Annotated in this window: 21 protein-coding genes and 1 pseudogene; 8 read left to right on the top strand and 14 right to left on the bottom strand. The window is 44.0% G+C overall.

The genetic code is table 11. The features are described 5' to 3' along the window. Window positions 1-46 precede the first annotated feature (46 nt). The 9 genes from glpK to rbsK form a co-directional block, all read right to left on the bottom strand. Window positions 47-1,525, bottom strand: a complete 1,479-nt coding sequence (gene glpK, locus TM_RS04865) for a glycerol kinase GlpK (RefSeq protein ID WP_004080610.1) — start codon at window positions 1,523-1,525, stop codon at window positions 47-49. A 1-nt stretch (window position 1,526) separates the two neighbouring features. Next, complete coding sequence (locus TM_RS04870) at window positions 1,527-2,462, bottom strand: transketolase family protein (RefSeq protein WP_004080609.1); 936 nt, start codon at window positions 2,460-2,462, stop codon at window positions 1,527-1,529. Next, window positions 2,459-3,319: a transketolase gene (locus TM_RS04875; protein ID WP_004080608.1), complete on the bottom strand. Its 861-nt coding sequence runs from the start codon at window positions 3,317-3,319 to the stop codon at window positions 2,459-2,461. The genes TM_RS04870 and TM_RS04875 overlap by 4 nt, the downstream gene beginning before the upstream one ends. Before the next feature lie 7 nt (window positions 3,320-3,326). Further along, window positions 3,327-4,322, bottom strand: a complete 996-nt coding sequence (locus TM_RS04880; protein ID WP_004080607.1) for an ABC transporter permease — start codon at window positions 4,320-4,322, stop codon at window positions 3,327-3,329. Window positions 4,323-4,329: 7 nt separating this feature from the next. After that, window positions 4,330-5,901: a sugar ABC transporter ATP-binding protein gene (locus TM_RS04885; protein ID WP_004080606.1), complete on the bottom strand. Its 1,572-nt coding sequence runs from the start codon at window positions 5,899-5,901 to the stop codon at window positions 4,330-4,332. Window position 5,902: 1 nt separating this feature from the next. Next, entirely contained in the window at window positions 5,903-6,556 is a 654-nt protein-coding gene (locus TM_RS04890) for a DUF2291 domain-containing protein (protein ID WP_004080605.1), read from the bottom strand. 73 nt (window positions 6,557-6,629) lie between these two features. Beyond that, window positions 6,630-7,601: a D-ribose ABC transporter substrate-binding protein gene (locus TM_RS04895; protein ID WP_004080604.1), complete on the bottom strand. Its 972-nt coding sequence runs from the start codon at window positions 7,599-7,601 to the stop codon at window positions 6,630-6,632. Window positions 7,602-7,658: 57 nt separating this feature from the next. Next, a complete protein-coding gene (rbsD, locus tag TM_RS04900; protein ID WP_004080603.1) occupies window positions 7,659-8,066 on the bottom strand; it encodes a D-ribose pyranase in 408 nt (135 codons plus the stop codon). Between the two features lie 12 nt (window positions 8,067-8,078). After that, window positions 8,079-8,969 (bottom strand): ribokinase, encoded by an 891-nt coding sequence (gene rbsK, locus TM_RS04905; RefSeq protein WP_004080602.1) that lies wholly within the window; start codon window positions 8,967-8,969, stop codon window positions 8,079-8,081. Window positions 8,970-9,203: 234 nt separating this feature from the next. On the opposite strand from rbsK, the gene TM_RS04910 reads away from it, so the two are divergent. Together TM_RS04910 and TM_RS04915 are read left to right on the top strand one after the other, a co-directional pair. Continuing rightward, the gene (locus TM_RS04910) at window positions 9,204-9,767 is read left to right on the top strand and encodes a LemA family protein (RefSeq protein WP_004080601.1); all 564 of its coding nucleotides are present in this window, start codon (window positions 9,204-9,206) and stop codon (window positions 9,765-9,767) included. After that, entirely contained in the window at window positions 9,767-10,483 is a 717-nt protein-coding gene (locus tag TM_RS04915) for a TPM domain-containing protein (protein WP_004080600.1), read from the top strand. The genes TM_RS04910 and TM_RS04915 overlap by 1 nt, the downstream gene beginning before the upstream one ends. A 23-nt stretch (window positions 10,484-10,506) precedes the next feature. Here TM_RS04915 and TM_RS04920 read toward each other — a convergent pair whose 3' ends face one another. After that, window positions 10,507-12,150 carry a M3 family oligoendopeptidase gene (locus tag TM_RS04920; protein WP_004080599.1) on the bottom strand — a complete coding sequence of 548 codons (1,644 nt, stop codon included), beginning with the start codon at window positions 12,148-12,150 and terminating at the stop codon, window positions 10,507-10,509. A gap of 144 nt (window positions 12,151-12,294) precedes the next feature. Between TM_RS04920 and larC the strand changes: the two genes are divergently transcribed. Genes larC through larE form a run of 3 tightly spaced genes read left to right on the top strand, consistent with a single transcriptional unit; the run spans window position 12,295 to window position 15,050 of the window. Next, entirely contained in the window at window positions 12,295-13,503 is a 1,209-nt protein-coding gene (larC, locus tag TM_RS04925) for a nickel pincer cofactor biosynthesis protein LarC (protein WP_004080598.1), read from the top strand. Then, window positions 13,496-14,251 (top strand): nickel pincer cofactor biosynthesis protein LarB, encoded by a 756-nt coding sequence (larB, locus tag TM_RS04930; protein ID WP_004080597.1) that lies wholly within the window; start codon window positions 13,496-13,498, stop codon window positions 14,249-14,251. Before larC ends, larB begins: the two co-directional genes overlap by 8 nt. Next, complete coding sequence (larE, locus tag TM_RS04935; protein WP_004080596.1) at window positions 14,244-15,050, top strand: ATP-dependent sacrificial sulfur transferase LarE; 807 nt, start codon at window positions 14,244-14,246, stop codon at window positions 15,048-15,050. Before larB ends, larE begins: the two co-directional genes overlap by 8 nt. Window positions 15,051-15,228: 178 nt before the next feature. Here larE and TM_RS04940 read toward each other — a convergent pair whose 3' ends face one another. Continuing rightward, window positions 15,229-15,990: a tyrosine-type recombinase/integrase gene (locus TM_RS04940; RefSeq protein WP_004080595.1), complete on the bottom strand. Its 762-nt coding sequence runs from the start codon at window positions 15,988-15,990 to the stop codon at window positions 15,229-15,231. A 63-nt stretch (window positions 15,991-16,053) separates the two neighbouring features. Between TM_RS04940 and TM_RS04945 the strand changes: the two genes are divergently transcribed. Further along, window positions 16,054-16,602, top strand: a complete 549-nt coding sequence (locus tag TM_RS04945) for a GNAT family N-acetyltransferase (protein WP_004080594.1) — start codon at window positions 16,054-16,056, stop codon at window positions 16,600-16,602. Here TM_RS04945 and TM_RS04950 read toward each other — a convergent pair. Together TM_RS04950 and TM_RS09805 are read right to left on the bottom strand one after the other, a co-directional pair. Continuing rightward, window positions 16,583-16,867, bottom strand: coding sequence for a DUF234 domain-containing protein (locus TM_RS04950; RefSeq protein ID WP_010865227.1), 285 nt, complete (start codon window positions 16,865-16,867; stop codon window positions 16,583-16,585). The genes TM_RS04945 and TM_RS04950 overlap by 20 nt on opposite strands. A 9-nt stretch (window positions 16,868-16,876) precedes the next feature. Then, the gene (locus TM_RS09805) at window positions 16,877-17,062 is read right to left on the bottom strand and encodes a zinc ribbon domain-containing protein (RefSeq protein WP_081434647.1); all 186 of its coding nucleotides are present in this window, start codon (window positions 17,060-17,062) and stop codon (window positions 16,877-16,879) included. Window positions 17,063-17,398: 336 nt separating this feature from the next. Between TM_RS09805 and TM_RS04960 the strand changes: the two genes are divergently transcribed. Further along, the gene (locus TM_RS04960; protein ID WP_004080592.1) at window positions 17,399-18,649 is read left to right on the top strand and encodes a sensor domain-containing diguanylate cyclase; all 1,251 of its coding nucleotides are present in this window, start codon (window positions 17,399-17,401) and stop codon (window positions 18,647-18,649) included. Between the two features lie 170 nt (window positions 18,650-18,819). On the opposite strand, the pseudogene TM_RS09810 reads toward TM_RS04960, so the two are convergent. Further along, a pseudogene (locus TM_RS09810) lies at window positions 18,820-18,999 on the bottom strand (methyl-accepting chemotaxis protein); the annotation flags it as partial. Between TM_RS09810 and TM_RS04970 the strand changes: the two are divergent. Further along, complete coding sequence (locus TM_RS04970) at window positions 18,993-19,379, top strand: UTRA domain-containing protein (RefSeq protein ID WP_227738389.1); 387 nt, start codon at window positions 18,993-18,995, stop codon at window positions 19,377-19,379. The pseudogene TM_RS09810 and the gene TM_RS04970 sit on opposite strands and share 7 nt — an antisense overlap. Window positions 19,380-19,427: the final 48 nt, after the last annotated feature.

The following is a 19,427-nucleotide window of genomic DNA, read 5'->3' on the forward strand; positions in this document are numbered from 1 at the left end:
CGACGATCAAACCAAAGGTCATCTTTTCCATTTCATTTTCCCTCCTTCACTCGGTGAGTAGTTTTCTGATAGCAGTTTTCCACCCTTCATAGTACATTTCCCGTAATTCATCACCCATCCGGGGTTCGTATTTTTCCCTGTAAGTTATCTTTTGCCTTATCTCTTCAAGATCGCTGAACGCTCCGAGATGAAGCAAAGCAACAAAAGCTACTCCTCTCGCTGATACTTCCTCTATGTTGCTTACTAAAACTGGTATGTTCAGAATATCCGCCTGAAACTGCATAAGAAATCTGTTTCTTGTGATTCCTCCATCTGCCCTGACCTCGGTGGGTTCCTTACTGGATATTCTGACCATCTCCTCGAAGATATCTCTCACTTGATAGGCTATGGACTCCAAAGCCGCTCGAACAACATGTTCTTTTCCATGATTCCTTTGAAGCCCCAGAATAGCCGCTTTCACATCACTTCGCCAGTACGGGGCCCCAAGCCCAACGAAGGCAGGAACCAAATAAACCCCTCCGTTGTTTTCAAGAGAGAGTGCTATTTTTTCTGTTTCAGAGGGATCGCTTATGATTCCGAGTTTTTCCTTTAACCAAACAATTGTGTCACCTGCTGAATGAATGTTACCCTCGAGTACATAACTGGAAGTCTCTTTTACGACCCATCCAACAGAGCACACAATGGGCGAATCTGATACATTTGGTTTTTCCCCTATGTTCAACATGGTGGAACTCCCTGTACCGTAGGTAACCTTTATATCCCCTGAATAGAATCCTCCCTGTCCAAAGAGAGCGGCAGAAGAATCTCCCATGACACCGACTATGGGAATTTTTTTCGGTAAAAATCCCAAATCGGTGTAACCGAAGACAGAATCTGAACTTTTCAGTTCAGGGAGGATTTCAGGTGGAATTTCAAAGATCTCCAGTACTTCTTCATCCCATCTCAGTTCATGAATGTTGAGAAGAAGTGTGCGGCTCGCATTTGAAAAGTCTGTTGCATGAACTTCCCCTTTAGTCAATTTCCAGATCAGCCAGCTGTCCACTGTTCCAAAAGCAATTTCTCCTTGCTTTGCCTTGTTTTTTACGCCTTCCACATTGTCCAGAATCCACCTGATTTTACTGGCAGAGAAATAAGGATCAACTACGAGTCCTGTTTTTTCTTTTATCTTCCCTTCCAATCCCCTTTTCTTTATCTCTTCACAGAGAGAAGCCCCTCTCTGACACTGCCAGACCACAGCGTTGTAGACTGGTTTCCCTGATTTCTTCTCCCACAAGATGGTTGTTTCTCTTTGGTTCGTAATAGCTAGAGCTTCTATCTCGAGCGGTTTTATACCCGATTCTTCAATGACTTTTCTGCATGCATCTAAGGTGTTTCGAAAGATCTCCTCAGGATCGTGTTCTACCCAGCCTGGTTTTGGATAGTACTGTTTGTGGTACACCGTTACCCTGTGAACAATTCCTCCTTTCTCATCGAATATAATAGCTTTCGTACCAGAGGTACTCTGATCTATTGCGAGAACGTACATTCTAATTTCCCTCCTTGAACCACTCTAAGACAGTTTTTGCAATCCCCTCTGGCGCAAGGCCGTAGTGTTTTAAAACTTCATCCTGCGTTCCTGTAACCGGATACTCATCGGGTATCCCAAGGATTTTCATAGGAGTAGGTAAATTTTGAGAAAGGAATTCTGCAACCGCTCCACCGAGACCTCCAAAAATGCTATGTTCCTCAACGGTTACTATTCTTCCTGTTTCTCGAGCAGCTCTGAAAACTGCTTCTTCATCCAGGGGTTTAACGGTAAACATATCAATCACCCTTGCACTTATTCCTTCCTTTTCAAGAATCTTTGCCGCTTCCAAAGCTCTCCACACGACTTCTCCTGTTGCTATTATTGTGATATCATTGCCCTCTTTCAATGTTATTGCTCTTCCTACCTCGAATTTTTCGTCTCGTGAATAGATCACAGGTACCGGATTCCTTCCCGTTCTCATGTATACGGGTTTCTCATCTTTCAGTAACTGTTCCAAGATGGCAGCTGCAAGAACAGCATCACTGGGAAGCAATACTTTCAGGTTGGGAATGGCTCTCATAACAGCTACGTCGTGGAGAGCATGGTGTGTACTTCCCAGAGGGCCATAGCTGACCCCTCCACTGACTGCCACGATTTTCACATTGGCATCCGAGTAGGCAATGTCGTTTTTTATCTGCTCTAAATTTCTTGCGGAATAGAAGCATGCAGGTCCAAAGACCCAGGCCTTCTTTCCGCAGAGGGCAAGACCGGCGGCTACTCCAGCTGCTGTCTGCTCAGCTATTCCGACTTCTATTGATCTTTCTGGAAATACTTTGAAAAAGTCCGCAATGGCCGCGGATCCCCGTGCATCAGAGGTTACAACCACGATCTTTTCATCCTGCTTCGCAAGTTCTAGCAATCTTTCACCTATTGTCTTTCTGAGAGCAACTTTCATACCATATCACCTTCTTCTAGCGTTTTCAGCTGTTCTTCTAACTCTTCGATGGCTTTCCTGTATTCTTCATCACTTGGAACCTTGTGGTGCCATTCTACTCTTCCTTCAATGAAGGAGATTCCTTTTCCTTTTATCGTGTTTGCGATTATCAAATGTGGTTTCCCAGTTTCTCTAGGTATGGAGACAAACGTTTTGTAAAGTGACTCAAAATCGTGACCATCAACTTCCAGCACGTTCCAGCCAAATGCTTCCCATCTTTTTGAGAGTGGTTCCAGTTTCAAGACTTCTTCTGTGTGGCCAGATATCTGAAGACGATTCCTATCAACTATGCCTATCAAATTATCAAGACTATAGTGGGACGCCACCTGTGCTGCTTCCCAGACGCTTCCTTCATCCAGCTCCCCGTCTCCCATCAAAACGTAAACCTTGTAGTCTTTACCATCCATTTTTCCTGCTAAAGCCATACCAACCCCGATGGCAAGACCATGACCAAGCGCACCGGTGTTCACCTCAACCCCTGGGACTTTTCTGGTGGGATGTCCTGTGAGCCTAGAACCGTACTTGCAGTACGTCTCGAGTTCTTCTTTCGGGAAAAATCCTTTATCAGCTAAGACTGCGTAATATGCTTCAACGCTGTGACCCTTGCTCAGAATAAACCTGTCTCTGTCTTCCCAGTTCGGATCTTCCGGTTTCACTCTGAGAATTTTGTAAAAGAGTGTTACCAGGATTTCCACGCTCGATAAGGAACCGCCGGTATGCCCTGACTTTGCCTTGTAGATCATATCGAGAATCATCTTTCTTATTTCGATAGCTTTTCTTTTCAGTTCAAGAACCTCGTGTCTGGTCAATGCACCCACTCTTTGATCACTCCTTTTCCCCTCTACCGAGTTTTTCTGCTATCACAGCAGCTATTATTATGAATCCCTTTGCAACCTGTTGCCAGAAAGGAGAAACACCAACGAGTACCAACCCATCGTTCAAAACACCAATTATCAATGCACCTACAACAGTTCCTATGAGAGTTCCTTTTCCACCTGAAAGAGAGGCTCCTCCAATAACTGTTGCGGCTATTGCATCTAGCTCGTACATCAAACCAGCATTTGGCTGGGCTGAATCTAAACGGGCGGTAACTATTAGACCTGCAACAGCCGAGAGGATACCCGATATCGCGTACACCCAGAGTTTCGTCAGTTTTGAATTCACACCAGAGAGAACTGCTGCTTTTTCATTACCTCCAACAGCATATACATATCTTCCAAACTGAGTTTTTCTGAGAATAAAAATGCCTACTCCTGTGGCTATAGCGGCTATCCAGACTGGCATTGGAATCCCTAAAAACCACCCAGAACCTATGAAGTCAAAACTATCACCCAATCGCGTTATAGGATGTCCTTTAGTCAGAAGCATGATGAATCCTCTAACTGCTGTCATTGTTCCCAGTGTGGCCACAAATGGGGGAATATTGAATCTTGTGATAATAAACCCATTGAACAATCCTATTGCAAAACCAGCCAAGACTCCAATTATTGATGCACCAAGAGGATTGAACTTGAGCACGACACCAAACGCACTTAGTATCAGACCATACTTCAAAAGTTTTGCGGTTACAGCCCCCGAGAATCCAAGGATAGAACCAACAGATAGATCTATTCCTCCCGTGAGAATGACAAACGTCATACCCACAGCTATACAGAGGTTAACAGCTGTTTGTCTGAGAATGATCCAGAAATTTTCAAGAGTGAGAAATCGATTGGACAGAAAACTGAACAAGACGATAAGACCAAGAAGTATGAAAATCGACTGATAGCGAGATATCCTTTGATACCACGAAATCTTCGCTCTGGATCTCTCGACCTGCATCTTTTACTCACTCCTCCCTTTGTGTTGTTTCTACCTTCACACTTCTGGGGATTGCTGCTTTCAGAAGATCTTCCTCGGTGACTTCTTCTCTGAGAAACTCAGCTGTTTTCCGCCCCTCAGACATAACAAGAATTCTGTCGGACATGGCAAGTATCTCTGGAAGTTCAGAGGAAACCATAACTACACCCATTCCTGAAACAGCCATTTCACTTATGAGTTTGTAAATCTCACTCTTTGCGTTTACATCAATTCCTCTGGTAGGTTCATCTAAGAGAAGTACCTTTGGTTTTATTGCAAGCCATTTTGCCAGAACTACTTTTTGCTGGTTTCCTCCACTGAGGTTCTCCACGATTTGATAGGGTGAAGGAGTTTTAATGTTTAATTTTTCTATAAACGAACGAACGATTTCTTTTTCGAGTTGACTATCTATTAATCCAAATTTTCTAACGATAAGTTTCATTACCACTGAAGGGAGGGTTATATTATGCAAAACAGACATTTGAAGAATCAGTCCTGCAGTTTTTCTATCCTCTGGGACTAATCCTATCCCATTCTTTACAGCGTCCCTAGGAGAGTGAATTTTTATTTCTTTTCCTCCAATGAATACCTTTCCTTCTGTACGACCTGGATGGGCGCCGAATATAGCCTCCAAAAGTTCTGTTCTTCCAGCGCCGACTAATCCATATATTCCCAATACTTCTCCCTTCCTGACGTAAAAACTCACATCATCAACTAAAAGTTTCTTTCTGTCCAAACTCCACAGTTTAATACCTTCCACTCTGAAAATTTCGTCTGTTATTGTCGCACGTTCTTTTATAAAAAACTGATCTATACTTCTTCCTACCATTAATCTAACAAGTTTATCATGATCAAATTCTTCTATGGGACCCTCTCCTACCTTTCTACCATCTCTCATCACAACAACCCTGTCAGCTATTTCGAATATTTCCTCTAATCGATGAGAAATGTAAATCACAGATTTTCCTTCATTTTTTAAAGATCTTATAATATTGAACAGTTGTTCAGTTTCACGTTTACCTATGGCAGAGGTTGGTTCGTCCATGATGATTATTTTGGCGTCAAGTGAAAGTGCTTTAGCAATAGCTACCATTTGTTGTTGACTAGTGCTCAGATCTTCCACTTTTGTTTTTGGATCGATATTAACTCCTAGCTTTGAAAATAATTTTGAAGCTTGTTCAAACATTTTCTGGTATTCAATCACACCAAACTCGTTGACCGGTTCTCTGGAGAGAAAGATATTTTCAGCTGAACTAAGATTAGGTACAAGATCTAGTTCTTGAGGAATTAAGGCGATTCCATTCTCCTGGGCTTCTCTTGGATTCCTGAATCGAACCTCTTTTCCTTCCAGAAAGATCTGTCCCTCGTAATCCGGATATACCCCGGCCAAAATCTTCATGAGAGTGGATTTGCCAGCTCCGTTTTCTCCAACCAGAGCGCAAACTTCCCCTTTATATATTTGAAGAGTTACATTATTGACAGCGATTACTCCCGGAAAAGTTTTGGTAATATTTCTGGCTTCCAGCAATACTTCCCTTTCTTTTTCTGTGTTGAGCATCATATCAAAAACCTCCCTGAATTTCCAGATAAAGCGGAATCGCTTCTATTGGATACTTAATTTCTTCATCTTTGAGTAGAGTAAAAACGGCTATGAATCTAACAAGAGAACCCACGCTGCCTGCTCCTTTCGAGAGTTGTTTTAAGAAAGAATTGACCACCTCTTCTTTCACTATTTTGTTCAGCTCCGTGGCAGTGAGGTTGAAATCAATGATTCTATCAAAATCTTCCATTTTTGCAATACCAGTAGCGTTGACTATTCCATTGCCAAAAATGTGATTACTTAGAAACAAATCTGGAACTTTGCGGTTTTCTCTGACTTTAACGAGTATTCCATCGTCTTTTATTTCAACAATTTCTCCTACACCCTGTATGATGTAATATCTGTAATTTGAAACGCCAACTACCTTAGCAAACTTTTGATGAGCAAGTTCAGGATTTTCGTCCAATGTATTTAAAACTTCCACCGCATCATAACCAAGTCCCTCGTTCATCATGTCTTGGAGCTTGAACCATAATTCTCTGGCGTATCTTTTGGGATCGAAGCCTTTCTCCATTTCTTCTATAGGAATGACATCACACGAAAGATAGATCAGAAGTAAGATAAAGAAGACAACAATCATGGAAATAACTTTTCTTTTAGTTAACTTCGATTTCAAATTCCATCCTCCTTTCTAAAAGGGGGCACCCGCTCATAGGTCGCGGGTCCCCCTGTCTAGATTAGCTCAGTGATTATTCTTCTTTTCTGCCGTAAGCAGTGTACTTATCGATGTTTTCTCTTGTCACCAGCTCAACAGTGACAGGTACAATCTCCGGGAAGCTTCTTTCACCTCTGAGGTACTGGTCAGCCCATTCAACTGCCAATCTTGCCATAAGTTTCGGGAATTGCATGATAGTTGCTACGATCTGCTTTCCTTCTTTGATGGCATTTATCACGTCTTCTGCTCCATCGAATCCAAAAATGTAGATATCGGTTCTTCCTGCAGCTTCACATGCTTTCATAGCACCGAGTGCCATAGCATCGTTTCCGCACCATATGGCTTTAATTTCAGGATGTGCCTGGAGAATCTGTTCTGTGACTTTGTAAGCTGTGTCTCTGTCAAATTCTGCGGATTGCTGTGCCACCATCTTGAACTCGGGATATTGATCTACAACGCTGTGGAATCCATTTGATCTATCCCAGGTGGGTTGTGCACTGAGTATTCCGAGAAGCTCCGCATATGGGATTTCTTTTGCATCTGGATATTTCTCTTTGAGGAACTTTACAAAGTATTCACCCATAAGCACACCACCATAGTAGTTATCTGAATAAATTTGTGCTACCGCCAGTCCTCTTGCGTTAATTCCCCTGTCTACACAGAAGACAGGTATGCCTGCTTCTTTCGCTCTCTTCACGTTTGCTATCGATCCATCCGCATCGGTGGGATTGAAGATGATGGCATCATATCCGGCAGCTATGATCGCATCGAAGTGAGCCGACTCCTTAGCTGTGTCATTCTGAGAATCAAAGATAGTAGCTTCATAGCCGAGTTGTTCTGCTCTTTGCTTCGCTGTTTCAGCGAGGACAACAAACCATGGATTGTTAAGTGTGGAGATCACAATAGCCATCTTTCCTTTTGGTTTCTGCTGTTCCTGTGCCAAACCTGTGAAGGAAACCAGTAACAATCCAACCAATACCAACACCACAAACAAGCTCTTCTTCATAAAACCCACCTCCCTAAGGAAATTTGAGGTAAAAACAGTATTTTCTTCTTTTCAAATTTAGAAGATAACCCCTCCCACAAGTATTACATTGGAATAAGGAATGTCCGCTCCTGTTCTGATAATCCCCTTCACGTTTTTCGACATTTCCTTAAACTCCTTATGAGGAACTGTAACGACTTCAACTGGTCCATTCATTTTCTCTATAAGTTTCAGAAGTTCCTGTTTAGTTTGTATACTCTTCTCATCCATCTCCTTTGCAAGGATTATTCTCTCCACCTTTAACTCCCGAAGAAGAATTTCTATAACTTCCATCAAGCCAGGCTTTCCTCTATCAACCACCAGATCTACTTTTTTTACTCCCTGCGGGATAGGAAATCCTAAGTCCACAACGGCTAATGTATCCATGTGTCCCATATCCGCTACAATCTTAGAAATTTCCGAATTCAAAATACCAACCTTTTTCATGATTCTGCCCCCTCATAAATTCTTCAAAAACGCCTCTACTTCTTCTCTCGCTGGAATAGAACTTTGAGCTCCCAACCTTGTTACCGATATGGCCGCTGCTGCCGTTCCAAAGATTACCGCCTCTTCGGGATTTTTTCCCTCAGACAGAGCAACGGCAAAAGCTCCATTGAACACGTCCCCCGCCGCTGTTGTGTCCACAGCCTTTACTTTGAAGGTCGGAAAGTGTTTCTTTTCATTTTTGTTCACAAGAAGTACTCCTTTGTCACCGAGCTTCACTATCACATTCTTGACGCCGAGTTCCAGAAACTTCTCAGCGGCTTTCTCAACCGTCAAAAACTCACCGAAGAAATCTTTCGACAGGGCTTCGATCTCTTTTTCATTCGGTGTGAGATAGTCCAGGTACTGAAAGATTTCTTCGTTTATTCCCTGCGCGGGTGCGGGGTCAAAGATCACAATTCCATTGAATCTTTTCGCACATTCCAAGGTGGTTTCAAAAGGAATTTCGTTTTGAAGGAGAAGGATATCACTTTCAGAGAGCGTATTCCAATCAATCAATTCTTTTTTCAGTTCGGCGTTCGCTCCAGGAAAGATGATGATCCTGTTTTGTCCTGTTTTATCGACTTCTATGAACGCTCTTCCTGTAGGAAGACTAACTCTTATATATCCAGTTATTCCGAGTTTTTCGTAATTCTCTATGAGCAGATCAGAGTAATCATCGTTTCCAATGCACGTTACAAAACGGCATCCTTTCTCTCCAATTTTTGCGACTGTTACAGCCTGATTCGCCCCTTTTCCACCCGGAAAAACGTTCATCTCTATCGCTTTCTGGGTTTCACCAGGTTTTGTGAAGTGATCAACCTTCAGAACGATATCTATGTTTGAACTCCCCACGACGGAAATCACTAGAAACATCCTCCCTTGTGTCTTGATGAAATCGTTTTCGAAATCGTTTTCACAAGAATGGTAACACGAAGGAAAATGAAAAGTCAACGAGAGAAAAACAAAGAATCTCGATCATAAAACCCAATAATTCTTATTAATCGATGATAAATGAATTTTTTGGATAATATCCATGAACGAGAATTTTCATAATATAGAATTTCATGGTAACATGAGTAAATGGAAGGAGGGATCCGAGTGAAAAGAGGTCTGATCGTACTGATAGTGATACTCGTACTGGTAGTTGTCATCATTGGAACAACTGTGGGATACTACAACTACCTTGTTTCCCTTGAGCAGGAAGTTCAGGAAAAGTACAGCCAGATCCAGAATCAACTTCAAAGAAGGGCAGATCTCATTCCAAATCTCGTTGAAACTGTAAAGGGCTACGCCGCGCATGAAAAAGAGATACTCGAAGAAATAGCGAACGCCAGAGCGAAGTTGATAGGTGCGAAAACTCCTCAGGAAAGTGCTCAGGCCGATGCAGAGCTTTCTTCGGCCCTTTCGAGACTACTTGCCATAGCCGAGAACTATCCAAATCTGAAGGCAGACGCAAACTTCCGACAGCTCATGGATGAGCTCGCCGGAACAGAGAACAGAATCGCCGTTGCAAGAAGAGACTACAACGAAGCGGTGAAGAAATACAACACCGCTATAAAAAAATTCCCCGGTGTGATCTTCGCGAAGATGTTCGGATTCGAAGAAAAGCAGTACTTTGAAGCGAAACCGGGAGCCGAGGAAGTTCCCGAGGTGAAGTTCTGATGAGAAAGATCTTTCTGTTGATTTTCATTGTTTCATCGGTTCTTTTGCTTTCAGTTGAATTTCCAAAGCCGACCCCGTACAAGTACGTGAACGACTACGTAGGTGTTCTCGATAAAACTACCGTGGAAAAGATCATCTCCGTTGGAAAAGAATTGGAAAACAAAACGACAGCCCAGGTGGTGGTTGTCGTTGTACCTTCCCTCTCCGGCCTCACGGTCGAAGAGTATGCGAATCGGCTTTTCAGAGAGTGGGGAATAGGACAAAAAGAGAAGAACAACGGTGTGCTGCTCCTCGTTGCCATGAACGACAGAAAGGTGAGAATAGAAGTTGGTTACGGTCTGGAAGGTGCCATTCCAGATGGAAAAGCGGGAAGGATCCTCGATGAATACGTGATTCCCTATTTCAAAAACGGAGAGTACTCGAAAGGGATCTATTACGGCTACCTTGCCATCGCGAACGAGGTGGCGAAAGAGTACGGAGTGGAACTCACCGGGACTTCTGATCTTCCTGAAAGAGGAACGGACATCAGCGGTATTTCGATCATTGTAATTGTCATCGCGTTCATCATCTTCTCTTCCATCATGGGAAGAGGAAGGCGCTGGTACAGAGGCCCAAGGTTTCCTGGTGGGTTCGGTGGTTCCAGAGGTGGATCAGGAGGTTTTGGGGGATTCGGTGAAGGATCTTCCGGTGGTGGAGGTGCTTCGAGGGGATGGTGAAAAGCCCTGGCATTGCCAGGGCTTCATTTTTCTATTTCTTCGATCTGTTTTGCCACAAAATCCACGATCTCTCTTATGTAATCCCTCGAGAATTTGAGCTCTATTCCCGCGGTTTTATAAACTTCGTCCACCGGCATCGAACATCCCACGGATAAAAATCTCTGATAGTCTTTCAGTGTTTTTTCTGGATCTTCTATGTAGTTCCTGTAAATTGCCAGGGCTCCTATCTGTGCTATGCCGTACTCGATGTAGTAGAAAGGTACTTCGAAGATGTGAAGCTGAAAGAGCCACCTCGTTTTCTTTTCTTCGTCCAGATCGCTCCAGTCCACTCCCGGGTTGAATCTGTCCATCAAATAAGCGAAGTACTCGTCCCTTTCTTTTGGTGTGTGATCTGGGTTGGTGTAGATCCAGTGCTGGAAGGCGTCCACGATCATGCACCACGGCAGAAAGTAGAGTGCACCTTCGAGTTCTTCGATCTTTGCCTTTTTCAGATCCTCGGGGTCGGTGTAGAACTCGTCCCAGTATTCCATGGAGATGAGTTCCAACGACATGGAGGCGAGCTCCGCAACTTCCATTCTATGCGGTCTGTAAAAGACCGGAAGGCTCAGCGTTTCAAACGAGTGCATCGAGTGTCCCAGTTCGTGAAAGATCGTCCTCACATCCCCCGGTTGTCCCACCGCGTTCATGAAGATGAAGGGAGCTCCCGTCTTTGGAAGCGTGTGGTTGTATCCACCAGGAGCTTTTCCTTTTCTGTTTTCAAGGTCAAGGAGATTCTTTTCCCTCATGAGGCGAAATCTTTCCGCGAAGGTGGGGTTCAACCTTTTGAGTGCTCTCTCGGTTTTTTCCATGAATTCTTCCACTGAGGAAAAAGGTTTCAAGACCTTTCCATCCACATCTACCGCTGTATCCCAGGGTCTGACGCTTTCGATTCCCAGCTTTCTCTGCCTGATTTTTGTTCTTTCCACCAGATAGGGAACGACTTCTTTTTCCACCGCTTCGTGGAAACGGTACAGGTCTTCCGGGGTGTATTCGAACCTGCTCTTAAGTCTGTGCATGTAATCTCTGTAGTTGGAAAAACCCGCGTTCAGGGCCTGCTGGTGCCTGATTTCTTTGAGTTCGTCGAAGAGTTTGTTGAGCTTGTCCCGTACTTCCCAGATTCCTTCGTACCTTTTCCTCCAGGCGAGTTCCCTCGTAGATCTGTCGGGATCTCTCAGGTACACGGAAAGCTGCTGAAGCGTCTTTTTCTCTCCTTCGAAATCGACTTCGATGTTTCCCACGATCGTGCCGTAGTTTCTAGAGAGGATACTCTCTTTCACCTGAAGAGGAACGTTTTCCTCTCTGAACAGTTCCACATCGTTTTTGATCACCTTTATCATGTGTTCGTAACCACGCGGAGCGAAGTGTTCGTTTTCTACGATTTTCTCTTTTATCTTCTGTTCGTAAGGCTTGAGTTTTGCCACGATCTCTTTTTGGAACTCCTCGTAAGCTTTTGCGAACTCTTCCTTGTCTGCGTTCACAGTCATTTTGATGTAGAGCCATCCGTGTTCTTCTCTTACCCGGTCGAAGAAGTCCGTCACTTTGTTGATGAAGGTTCTGAATTCTTCAGGAGAACTGATCTGAAAATCCAGAAGTTCTCGAACAACCGGTTCAACCTCTTCCCAGCGCATTGTACATGCCCTCCTTGTTGGGTTCTCCATTATTATTTTGCGGCAAGGATGCTTCGAAGCTTCCCAATTTAAATCAACTGTTACTTAGTTCGCATCAAGAATTAGTGTATACTTACTTAAAAAAGATATGGAGGTGCGAATACGATGAGGATACTATATCTCGATCCTTTCTCAGGGATATCTGGGGACATGTTCCTTGGCCTTTTGGTCGATCTTGGGGTGGATCCAGAAAAGATAAAATCCCGTCTTGAAAAGCTCAACGTCGAATTCGATCTCGTGGTGAAAAAGGTAAACAAAAAAGGAGTAACCGCCACAAAAGTTGACGTTGTTTTCCCTAGAAAAGAGCACCACGAGGATCACATTGTGTCGGATCATGATCACCACCATCACCATGGAAGACATCTCTCCGAGATCGTTGAAGTACTCAGCAGACTCGAAGATCCTTTGAAAGAGAAAGCGATAAGGATGTTTGAAGCTCTCGCAGAAGCGGAAAGCAAGATCCACGGCCTCTCAAAAGAAAAGGTTCATTTCCACGAAGTTGGGGCCATGGACGCTGTGATAGAGATCGCGGGAGCTGTAGTTGGATTGGAGCTTCTCGAAGTAGAGAAGGTTTTCTGTGGCACTGTCAACACGGGAAGCGGTTTTGTGATGACAGAACACGGCAGATACCCGGTTCCCGCTCCAGCCACCGCTGAGCTGCTGAAAGGCATTCCGATCTATATGGATCAGAAAGTGCGCGCGGAACTGGTCACGCCGACGGGAGCAGTGATCTTGAAGATCCTGGTTGACGAGTTCAGGACACCGATCTTGAGAGTAGAAAAAGTGGGATACGGAGCTGGGACGATGGATCTCGAAATACCGAACGTTTTGAGGGGGTATCTCGGTTACATCGAACCCTCCGAAAGAACCGGAGATGTTCTCATAGAAACGAATGTGGACGATATGAATCCACAGCTGTTCGGTCATCTCATGGAGAGACTGTTTGAAGCGGGGGCAAAGGATGTCTTCTTCACACCCATATACATGAAGAAGAACCGTCCGGCTGTCAAGGTTTCTGTTCTCTGTCACGAGTCGAAAAAAGATGAGATCCTGAAACTGCTCTTCAAAGAAAGCACCAGCATAGGTGCGAGGGTTTTCTATCCCGAAAAGGTAGAAGCGACCCGCACATTGAAGACGGTAAAGACCGAATACGGGGAGATTCCAGTCAAGATAGCGAGTTTCGATTCGGAGATCGTGAACATCTCACCAGAGTACGAGGCTTGCAAGAAGGTTGCACAGGAGAAAGGAATTCCTCTCAAAGAAGTATACAGAGCGGTCTACAAGAGTGTTTCGGAGGTTCGAAACGATGTTTGAAGATGTACTGAGATCTCTCGCAAGTGGTGAGATAACCATTCAAGAAGCGGAAGAGAAGATTTTGAGCAAATTTTTTGAAAGAACAAACGAGTTGATGCTCGACATGGAAAGAGACAAAAGGCAGGGATTTCCCGAAATCGTCTTTGCACTGGGGAAAACTAAGGAGCAGACGATAGCCGCTGTGGAGAAGTTTTTAGAGAGAAAGGGAATCGCCTTTGTCTCCGGTCTGGACGAGGAGAAAAAACGGGAGTTGAAAGATAGATTTTTTGGCTACGTGATAAAAGAAGCTGGGAGACTCGTGGTTTTAAAGAGAGAAAATACAACTCTGGAAAAGTTGAACGGAAAAGTTGGAGTGATAACTGCTGGAACTTCTGATGTTCCCTTCGCCGAGGAGACTTCTCTCATACTTGAAGAACTCGGTGTCAACGTTCAGAAGGTTTACGACGCGGGAGTTGCGGGGATACACAGATCCTTTTACGCACTCAGCAAGACAGAAGATTCTGACCTTCTCATAGTCTTTGCCGGAATGGAAGGAATTCTTCCTTCTCTCATAGCTTCTCTCACAGATCTTCCGGTGATAGCCGTTCCCACACCCGTTGGTTATGGATTCGGTGGAGAGGGACTGGGAGCGCTTTCCACGATGCTTCAAACGTGTGTTCCGGGTCTTGTTGTGGTGAACATAGGGAACACCGTTGGAGCCGCAGCGGCCGCCGTGAGAATTTTAAGGAGGATAAGGAAAGATGGATAAACTTCAGAGAATAAGTGAAGCTATTAAAAGCAAGAAAAAACTCGTCGTCATGTTCTCCGGTGGGGTCGACAGCACCCTTTTAGCGAAACTGGCACGTGAAGTGCTGGGAAAAAACGCCGTGGCACTCACGATAGACTCCCCGGTGATTCCAAGAAAAGAGATAGAAGAAGCGAAGAATCTGGCAAATCTCATTGGAATAAGGCATGAATTCATCGAACTGAACGAGCTCAAGAGCAGACACCTCATAGAGAATCCTCCAGACAGGTGTTACCTGTGCAGAAAGCTGAGAGACAACATCGTAAAGAACTGGGCAAGGGAGAATGGTTTCGATGTGATAGCTGATGGGTTGAATTTTTCAGACCTTCAGGATTACAGGCCGGGAGTGAAGGCATCCACGGAAGACGGCATCTGGCATCCCTTCATAGATTTTGAAGTGACGAAGGAAGAGATAAGAGAGTACTCCAAGAAGCTGGGGCTTCCAACTTGGGACAAACCCGCCATGGCCTGTCTGTGTTCGAGGTTTCCTTACGGATTTGGATTGAACGAAGAGCGCGTTCGAATGGTGGAAAAAGCGGAGAACTTTCTCAGAGAACTGGGATTCAGAGAGGTGAGGGTGAGATTTTTCCCGTACAAAACCGCTGTTGTCGAAGTGGGAAGAGATGAGATGGAACTCCTCATGGGCAAAAGAACAGATATTGTATTGGCACTTCAGAAGATCGGTTTTTCTTTTGTGACGCTGGATCTGGAAGGTTTTGCCAGCGGAAAGCTGAACAGGACGATAGAGGGTATGTCAAAGTAATGTTCTGGCAATGTTCCAGTAATATTAGTTTACGCAATCAAGTTGTACATAATTATAAATATTGAATAGTAAAATTTAGGGTAAATTAAATAACAAAGAGTATATTGTTTAATATTAGTTTAGATTAGCAAATATTAATATCTTCTTTGTTTCAAAATCGTTATTGTCATTTATTTCATTAAATAATTTTTGGAATCTCAATTCCTTCACTTGCTATCTTTAGGTATATAGAAGTGGTGGAGATGTTTGCGTGACCCAGAAGGGCCTGAATCTTGTTCAGGGGAACACCTCGTTCAATCAGCGCCACAGCGAAAGAATGTCTGAATATGTGGGGAGTCACTTTTTTCTTTATACCCGCTTTCCTTGCGTATCTTTTGACGGCTCTCTGTATCGATCGAACGGAAGGTTTCTTCTCGAAAAAGCCGGAATTCATGAGTTCTTCTACCAGTTCCTTTGAGACGTTGATGATTCTTTCCTTGTTTCCCTTTCCCTTTATTCTTATCCTGGCAGTTTCGTTCACCGAAATATCGTGAACTGACAGATTCACAATCTCCGATACTCGCATCCCGGTATTGGCGAGCACTTTGAATATCGCTCTGTACAGAGGGTTGTCACACGCTTCGATAATACGACGGACTTCATCGAGTTCAATGGCTTTTGGTAACACCGTATGACGGGGAGGCTCTGCTTCGTTCCAGAAGCGCTCTTCCGCGTTCAGCAGTCCTCTATCCGCTCTCCAGTTCAGGTAGTTCTTCACAACGACGAGCTTGTTCCTCTGGGTAGCGGGAGCGTTCTTCGATATTGTGTTGAGATACTCCTTCCAGGTTTCTGGAGTGATGGGCTCGAACCTGGTGAATTCTCTTAGAATAGATCTGTATTGATACAGCGTCCTTTCGCTTCTTTTTTTAACCACTTTGAGGTACTCCAGGTATTCGTCCACCGAAGATCACCTTCCCAATAATTTATGTTACACTATAAATCAAAAAACGAACGGAGGGATTCTATGTTTGAAGGAAAGCTGGTGAGGCTCAGGGCCTACAGAAAAGAAGACATAGAGAAAGCCCTGGAATTCGCCAACGATCCTGAAGTGAAGAAGTGCCTCGTTCCGGGTATTCCTTTTCCGTGGAGAAAAGAAGACGAAGAAAAATGGTACCAAAGTTTGAATCCCTTCAGCACAGATTCCTACTCGTTCGCCATCGAGAAGTTGAGTGATGGAGAGTACATAGGGGGATGCAGCATTAACAAAATCGACTGGAAAAACTCTGTGGCAGAGGTCGGCATATTTCTGGGGAGGCCTTACTGGAGCCAGGGATATGGAACGGACGCTATGAGGGTACTGGTGCGGTTCATTTTCAACGAGATGAATATGAACAAGATCAAGCTCCACGTGTTCAGTTTCAACGAGCGGGCAAAGAGAGTTTACGAGAAAATAGGCTTCAAAGTGGAGGGTATCTTAAGACAAGAACTTTTCAGAGAAGGAAGGTATCACGACGTTATCGTGATGGGCTTGCTGAAGAGTGAATGGGAAGACCTCACCGAAACAGATCTTTGAGTTCGACCAGTTTCACTTCTTCGGTCTCTTTTAGTCCATCGAAACCACTTCTGGAAAAGAGATAGTAAACAACGGAGAGATTATCTACTTGAAGATCCTTTAGAAGGTATGGAACTTTGCTTCTCAATCGATCCAGAACACGAACATCTATTTTCTTGTTTGACCACTTACATTCGCCAACGTATAGGGTGTTTCCTTTTATTCCTACGATATCTATCTCTACATCCTTGTTCATCGCCGAACCACAGTGTTTGCAAACGTACAAACCTCGGCTTCATCTGTCCACAGCACCGCATATAGAACATGTCTGTGAGGTGTGCGTTTCGAGCACTTCAATAACTCTGATTCCTACTTGATCGGCTTTGTACTTCAGTTTGCTGAGAAACTTTCCATACGGCATCTGGTGGAGTTTCTGGTTGTTGATCGAGTCGATGTCTATCTCGGTGATACCGTGGCTCAGTTTTTCAACAACTGATGATCAAAAGTTCTGATTTGTTGCTTGAAATCTTTCTTCTTAAAAACTCACATTCCCTTTCCCTGTCAATCAGCATGCCCATTCCCCCTTGAGATTCCTTACAATAAAAATTATAAATGATGATTTGCTAAATGTGAATTTAGTAAATTCAGATTTATATTTTTGGGAGGAAGACTTTGGTGTCGTAAAATGTCAATTTTACGACACCGCGATTTGAGAAACATCTACCGTTTAATTCTGGAGTGAAAAAAGCAGGTACATGCGGTCCTCTCACCATGATATAATTTCCTGTGATTCACTTTTGTGTGGAGGGGATTGGCTTTGAAAGCGATCACCAAAAGATTCATTTTCATTTACATACCAGTTCTCGCTGCGCTGTTTTTTCTCTCAAGGATAAACTACCTGCTTTATCATACAGTAATAGAGTTCTTTGCGATATTTACCGGTCTGTCGATTGGTTTAATAGCGTATGCCACACGTGGATTCAATCAAAACAGAATCTTCATAAAGTTTGGAATCGTTTATATATTCGTTGCAATTGTCGACTTCCTTCATACGCTTGCGTATAAGGGTATGGGAGTTTTTCCAAACTGGACGTCAAACCAGCCCACCCAGTTTTGGATCGCAGGAAGATTGCTTGAAACACTCGGTTTTGTTCTGATCCTGTATTTTCCTAAGCTCAGCGAGAGAACATTGTTTTTTCTGTTCGGCCCTCTGACCACATTTCTGATCACATCCATCTGGACTGGAGTTTTCCCAGACTGTTTCATCGAAGGTTTCGGTTTAACAGAGTTCAAAATATCAATGGAGTACATCATAATTTTTGTTCTACTTGCGGTGCTTGTTCGAACGCTCAGAAGTAAAGATATCTCGATCTCTACATTCCGAAAACCTCTCGTAGCTGCAGTAATTCTCACGATCTTTGGAGAGCTCTCTTTCACACTGTATTCAGATGTCTATGGTTTTTTCAATTTCCTGGGACATGTTTTCAGATTTCTCTCGTACATGGTGATTTTGAGGGGAATGATAGTGAACGCTTTGGCGAATCCTGTTCGAGCTCTATTGTTTGAACTTCACGAAGAAAAAGAAAAACTCAAGGAAATCGCTCATCGCGATAGTTTAACAGGGCTCTTCAACAGGGCGTTTTTCAACGAGTGGATTCAGGATCAAGTTCGAAAAGCGCAGTTCCAGAACGTTCCGCTGTCTTTCATAATGATCGATGTTGACGATTTCAAACAGATCAACGACACATACGGACATTTAACCGGAGATAAGGTGCTCAAATTCGTTGCAAGATGTATTAGCGATTCGATTCGCTCTTCGGATTTTGCAGTGCGCTACGGTGGGGATGAATTTTTAGTTGTCCTTTACAACACCAGCAAACAACAAGCAGAACGGGTCGCTTCGAGGATAAGGGAGAAAATCAGAAACTCGAATGAACTGGGAGTGGATGTCGATATCAGCTACGGTGTGGCTGAACTCAATCCAGGTGACAACTATTTGAAATTCCTTCAAAAAGCGGACGAAGAGATGTATGGAATGAAGAGAGAGAAAAAGTCCTGTTGTGATTAAGAAAAAGAGGAGCCAGAGGCTCCCCGTATTGTGGGTTTTTCCGCAGATTCACAGCACCATGTCCTCGAAGTTTTCCTTAATCATCGAAAGTAGATTTATGGTTTCGTTCACACTATCGAGAACAACCTTCAACTGGGAGAAGAAATTCTGTATCGTCGAATACCCGTGTTTATGGTCGATAGATATTCTGCTATCTTTGAAGAGGAGCTTCGACTCTCTTCGGCAAGCTTTCTGATTTCATCAGCAACCACTGCAAAACCTCTTCCGGCTTCTCCACTCCTTGCAGCTTCTATGGCGGCATTGAGGGCAAGTAAATTCGTCTGTTCGGCAATACTCGATACAGTTGCAACAACCTGTTGCAGACACAGCCTGGCAGTTTTGGTCTGGTCCTTCAACCGTACTGGGGTGGCGGCTCAGGTACGTCGACGAAGGCCCCATCGTGGTGGAAAAGTCCTACTTCCATCCTGAGGTTTCAAAATCGTTCGAAAACGAAGATTTGACAAAATCCCTCGCCAAACTGTTCTTCAACAGTTTGAAGGATGCAAAGATTTCCAGGATCGAGCAGGTCATAGAACCCTGCACCCGGCAGGAAGCGGAACACGTGCAGAACCTGATCGACGCCGAAGAATTTTTGAAGATGTCCCGCTGGATCTACGTTGAAGGCCGTGACGAGCCGGTTTATTACCTACTGCTATTCATGCGCGCCGACCTGGACAGGATTAGAAGTTGAGACAGACAACCCTGGGCTCATCTTTTGAAGCCCACACAGCAGCGATCG

Source organism: Thermotoga maritima MSB8 (assembly GCF_000008545.1).
GTDB classification, from domain to species: Bacteria; Thermotogota; Thermotogae; order Thermotogales; family Thermotogaceae; genus Thermotoga; species Thermotoga maritima.

Excerpts from the sequence above, each read along its gene's own strand:
- glpK (WP_004080610.1), bottom strand. The coding sequence starts at position 1,525 with ATGTACGTTCTCGCAATAGATCAGAGTACCTCTGGTACGAAAGCTATT.
- TM_RS04870 (WP_004080609.1), bottom strand. The coding sequence starts at position 2,462 with ATGAAAGTTGCTCTCAGAAAGACAATAGGTGAAAGATTGCTAGAACTT.
- TM_RS04880 (WP_004080607.1), bottom strand. The coding sequence starts at position 4,322 with ATGCAGGTCGAGAGATCCAGAGCGAAGATTTCGTGGTATCAAAGGATA.
- TM_RS04885 (WP_004080606.1), bottom strand. The coding sequence starts at position 5,901 with ATGATGCTCAACACAGAAAAAGAAAGGGAAGTATTGCTGGAAGCCAGA.
- TM_RS04895 (WP_004080604.1), bottom strand. The coding sequence starts at position 7,601 with ATGAAGAAGAGCTTGTTTGTGGTGTTGGTATTGGTTGGATTGTTACTG.
- rbsD (WP_004080603.1), bottom strand. The coding sequence starts at position 8,066 with ATGAAAAAGGTTGGTATTTTGAATTCGGAAATTTCTAAGATTGTAGCG.
- TM_RS04915 (WP_004080600.1), top strand. The coding sequence starts at position 9,767 with ATGAGAAAGATCTTTCTGTTGATTTTCATTGTTTCATCGGTTCTTTTG.
- TM_RS04920 (WP_004080599.1), bottom strand. The coding sequence starts at position 12,150 with ATGCGCTGGGAAGAGGTTGAACCGGTTGTTCGAGAACTTCTGGATTTT.
- larC (WP_004080598.1), top strand. The coding sequence starts at position 12,295 with ATGAGGATACTATATCTCGATCCTTTCTCAGGGATATCTGGGGACATG.
- larB (WP_004080597.1), top strand. The coding sequence starts at position 13,496 with ATGTTTGAAGATGTACTGAGATCTCTCGCAAGTGGTGAGATAACCATT.
- larE (WP_004080596.1), top strand. The coding sequence starts at position 14,244 with ATGGATAAACTTCAGAGAATAAGTGAAGCTATTAAAAGCAAGAAAAAA.
- TM_RS04945 (WP_004080594.1), top strand. The coding sequence starts at position 16,054 with ATGTTTGAAGGAAAGCTGGTGAGGCTCAGGGCCTACAGAAAAGAAGAC.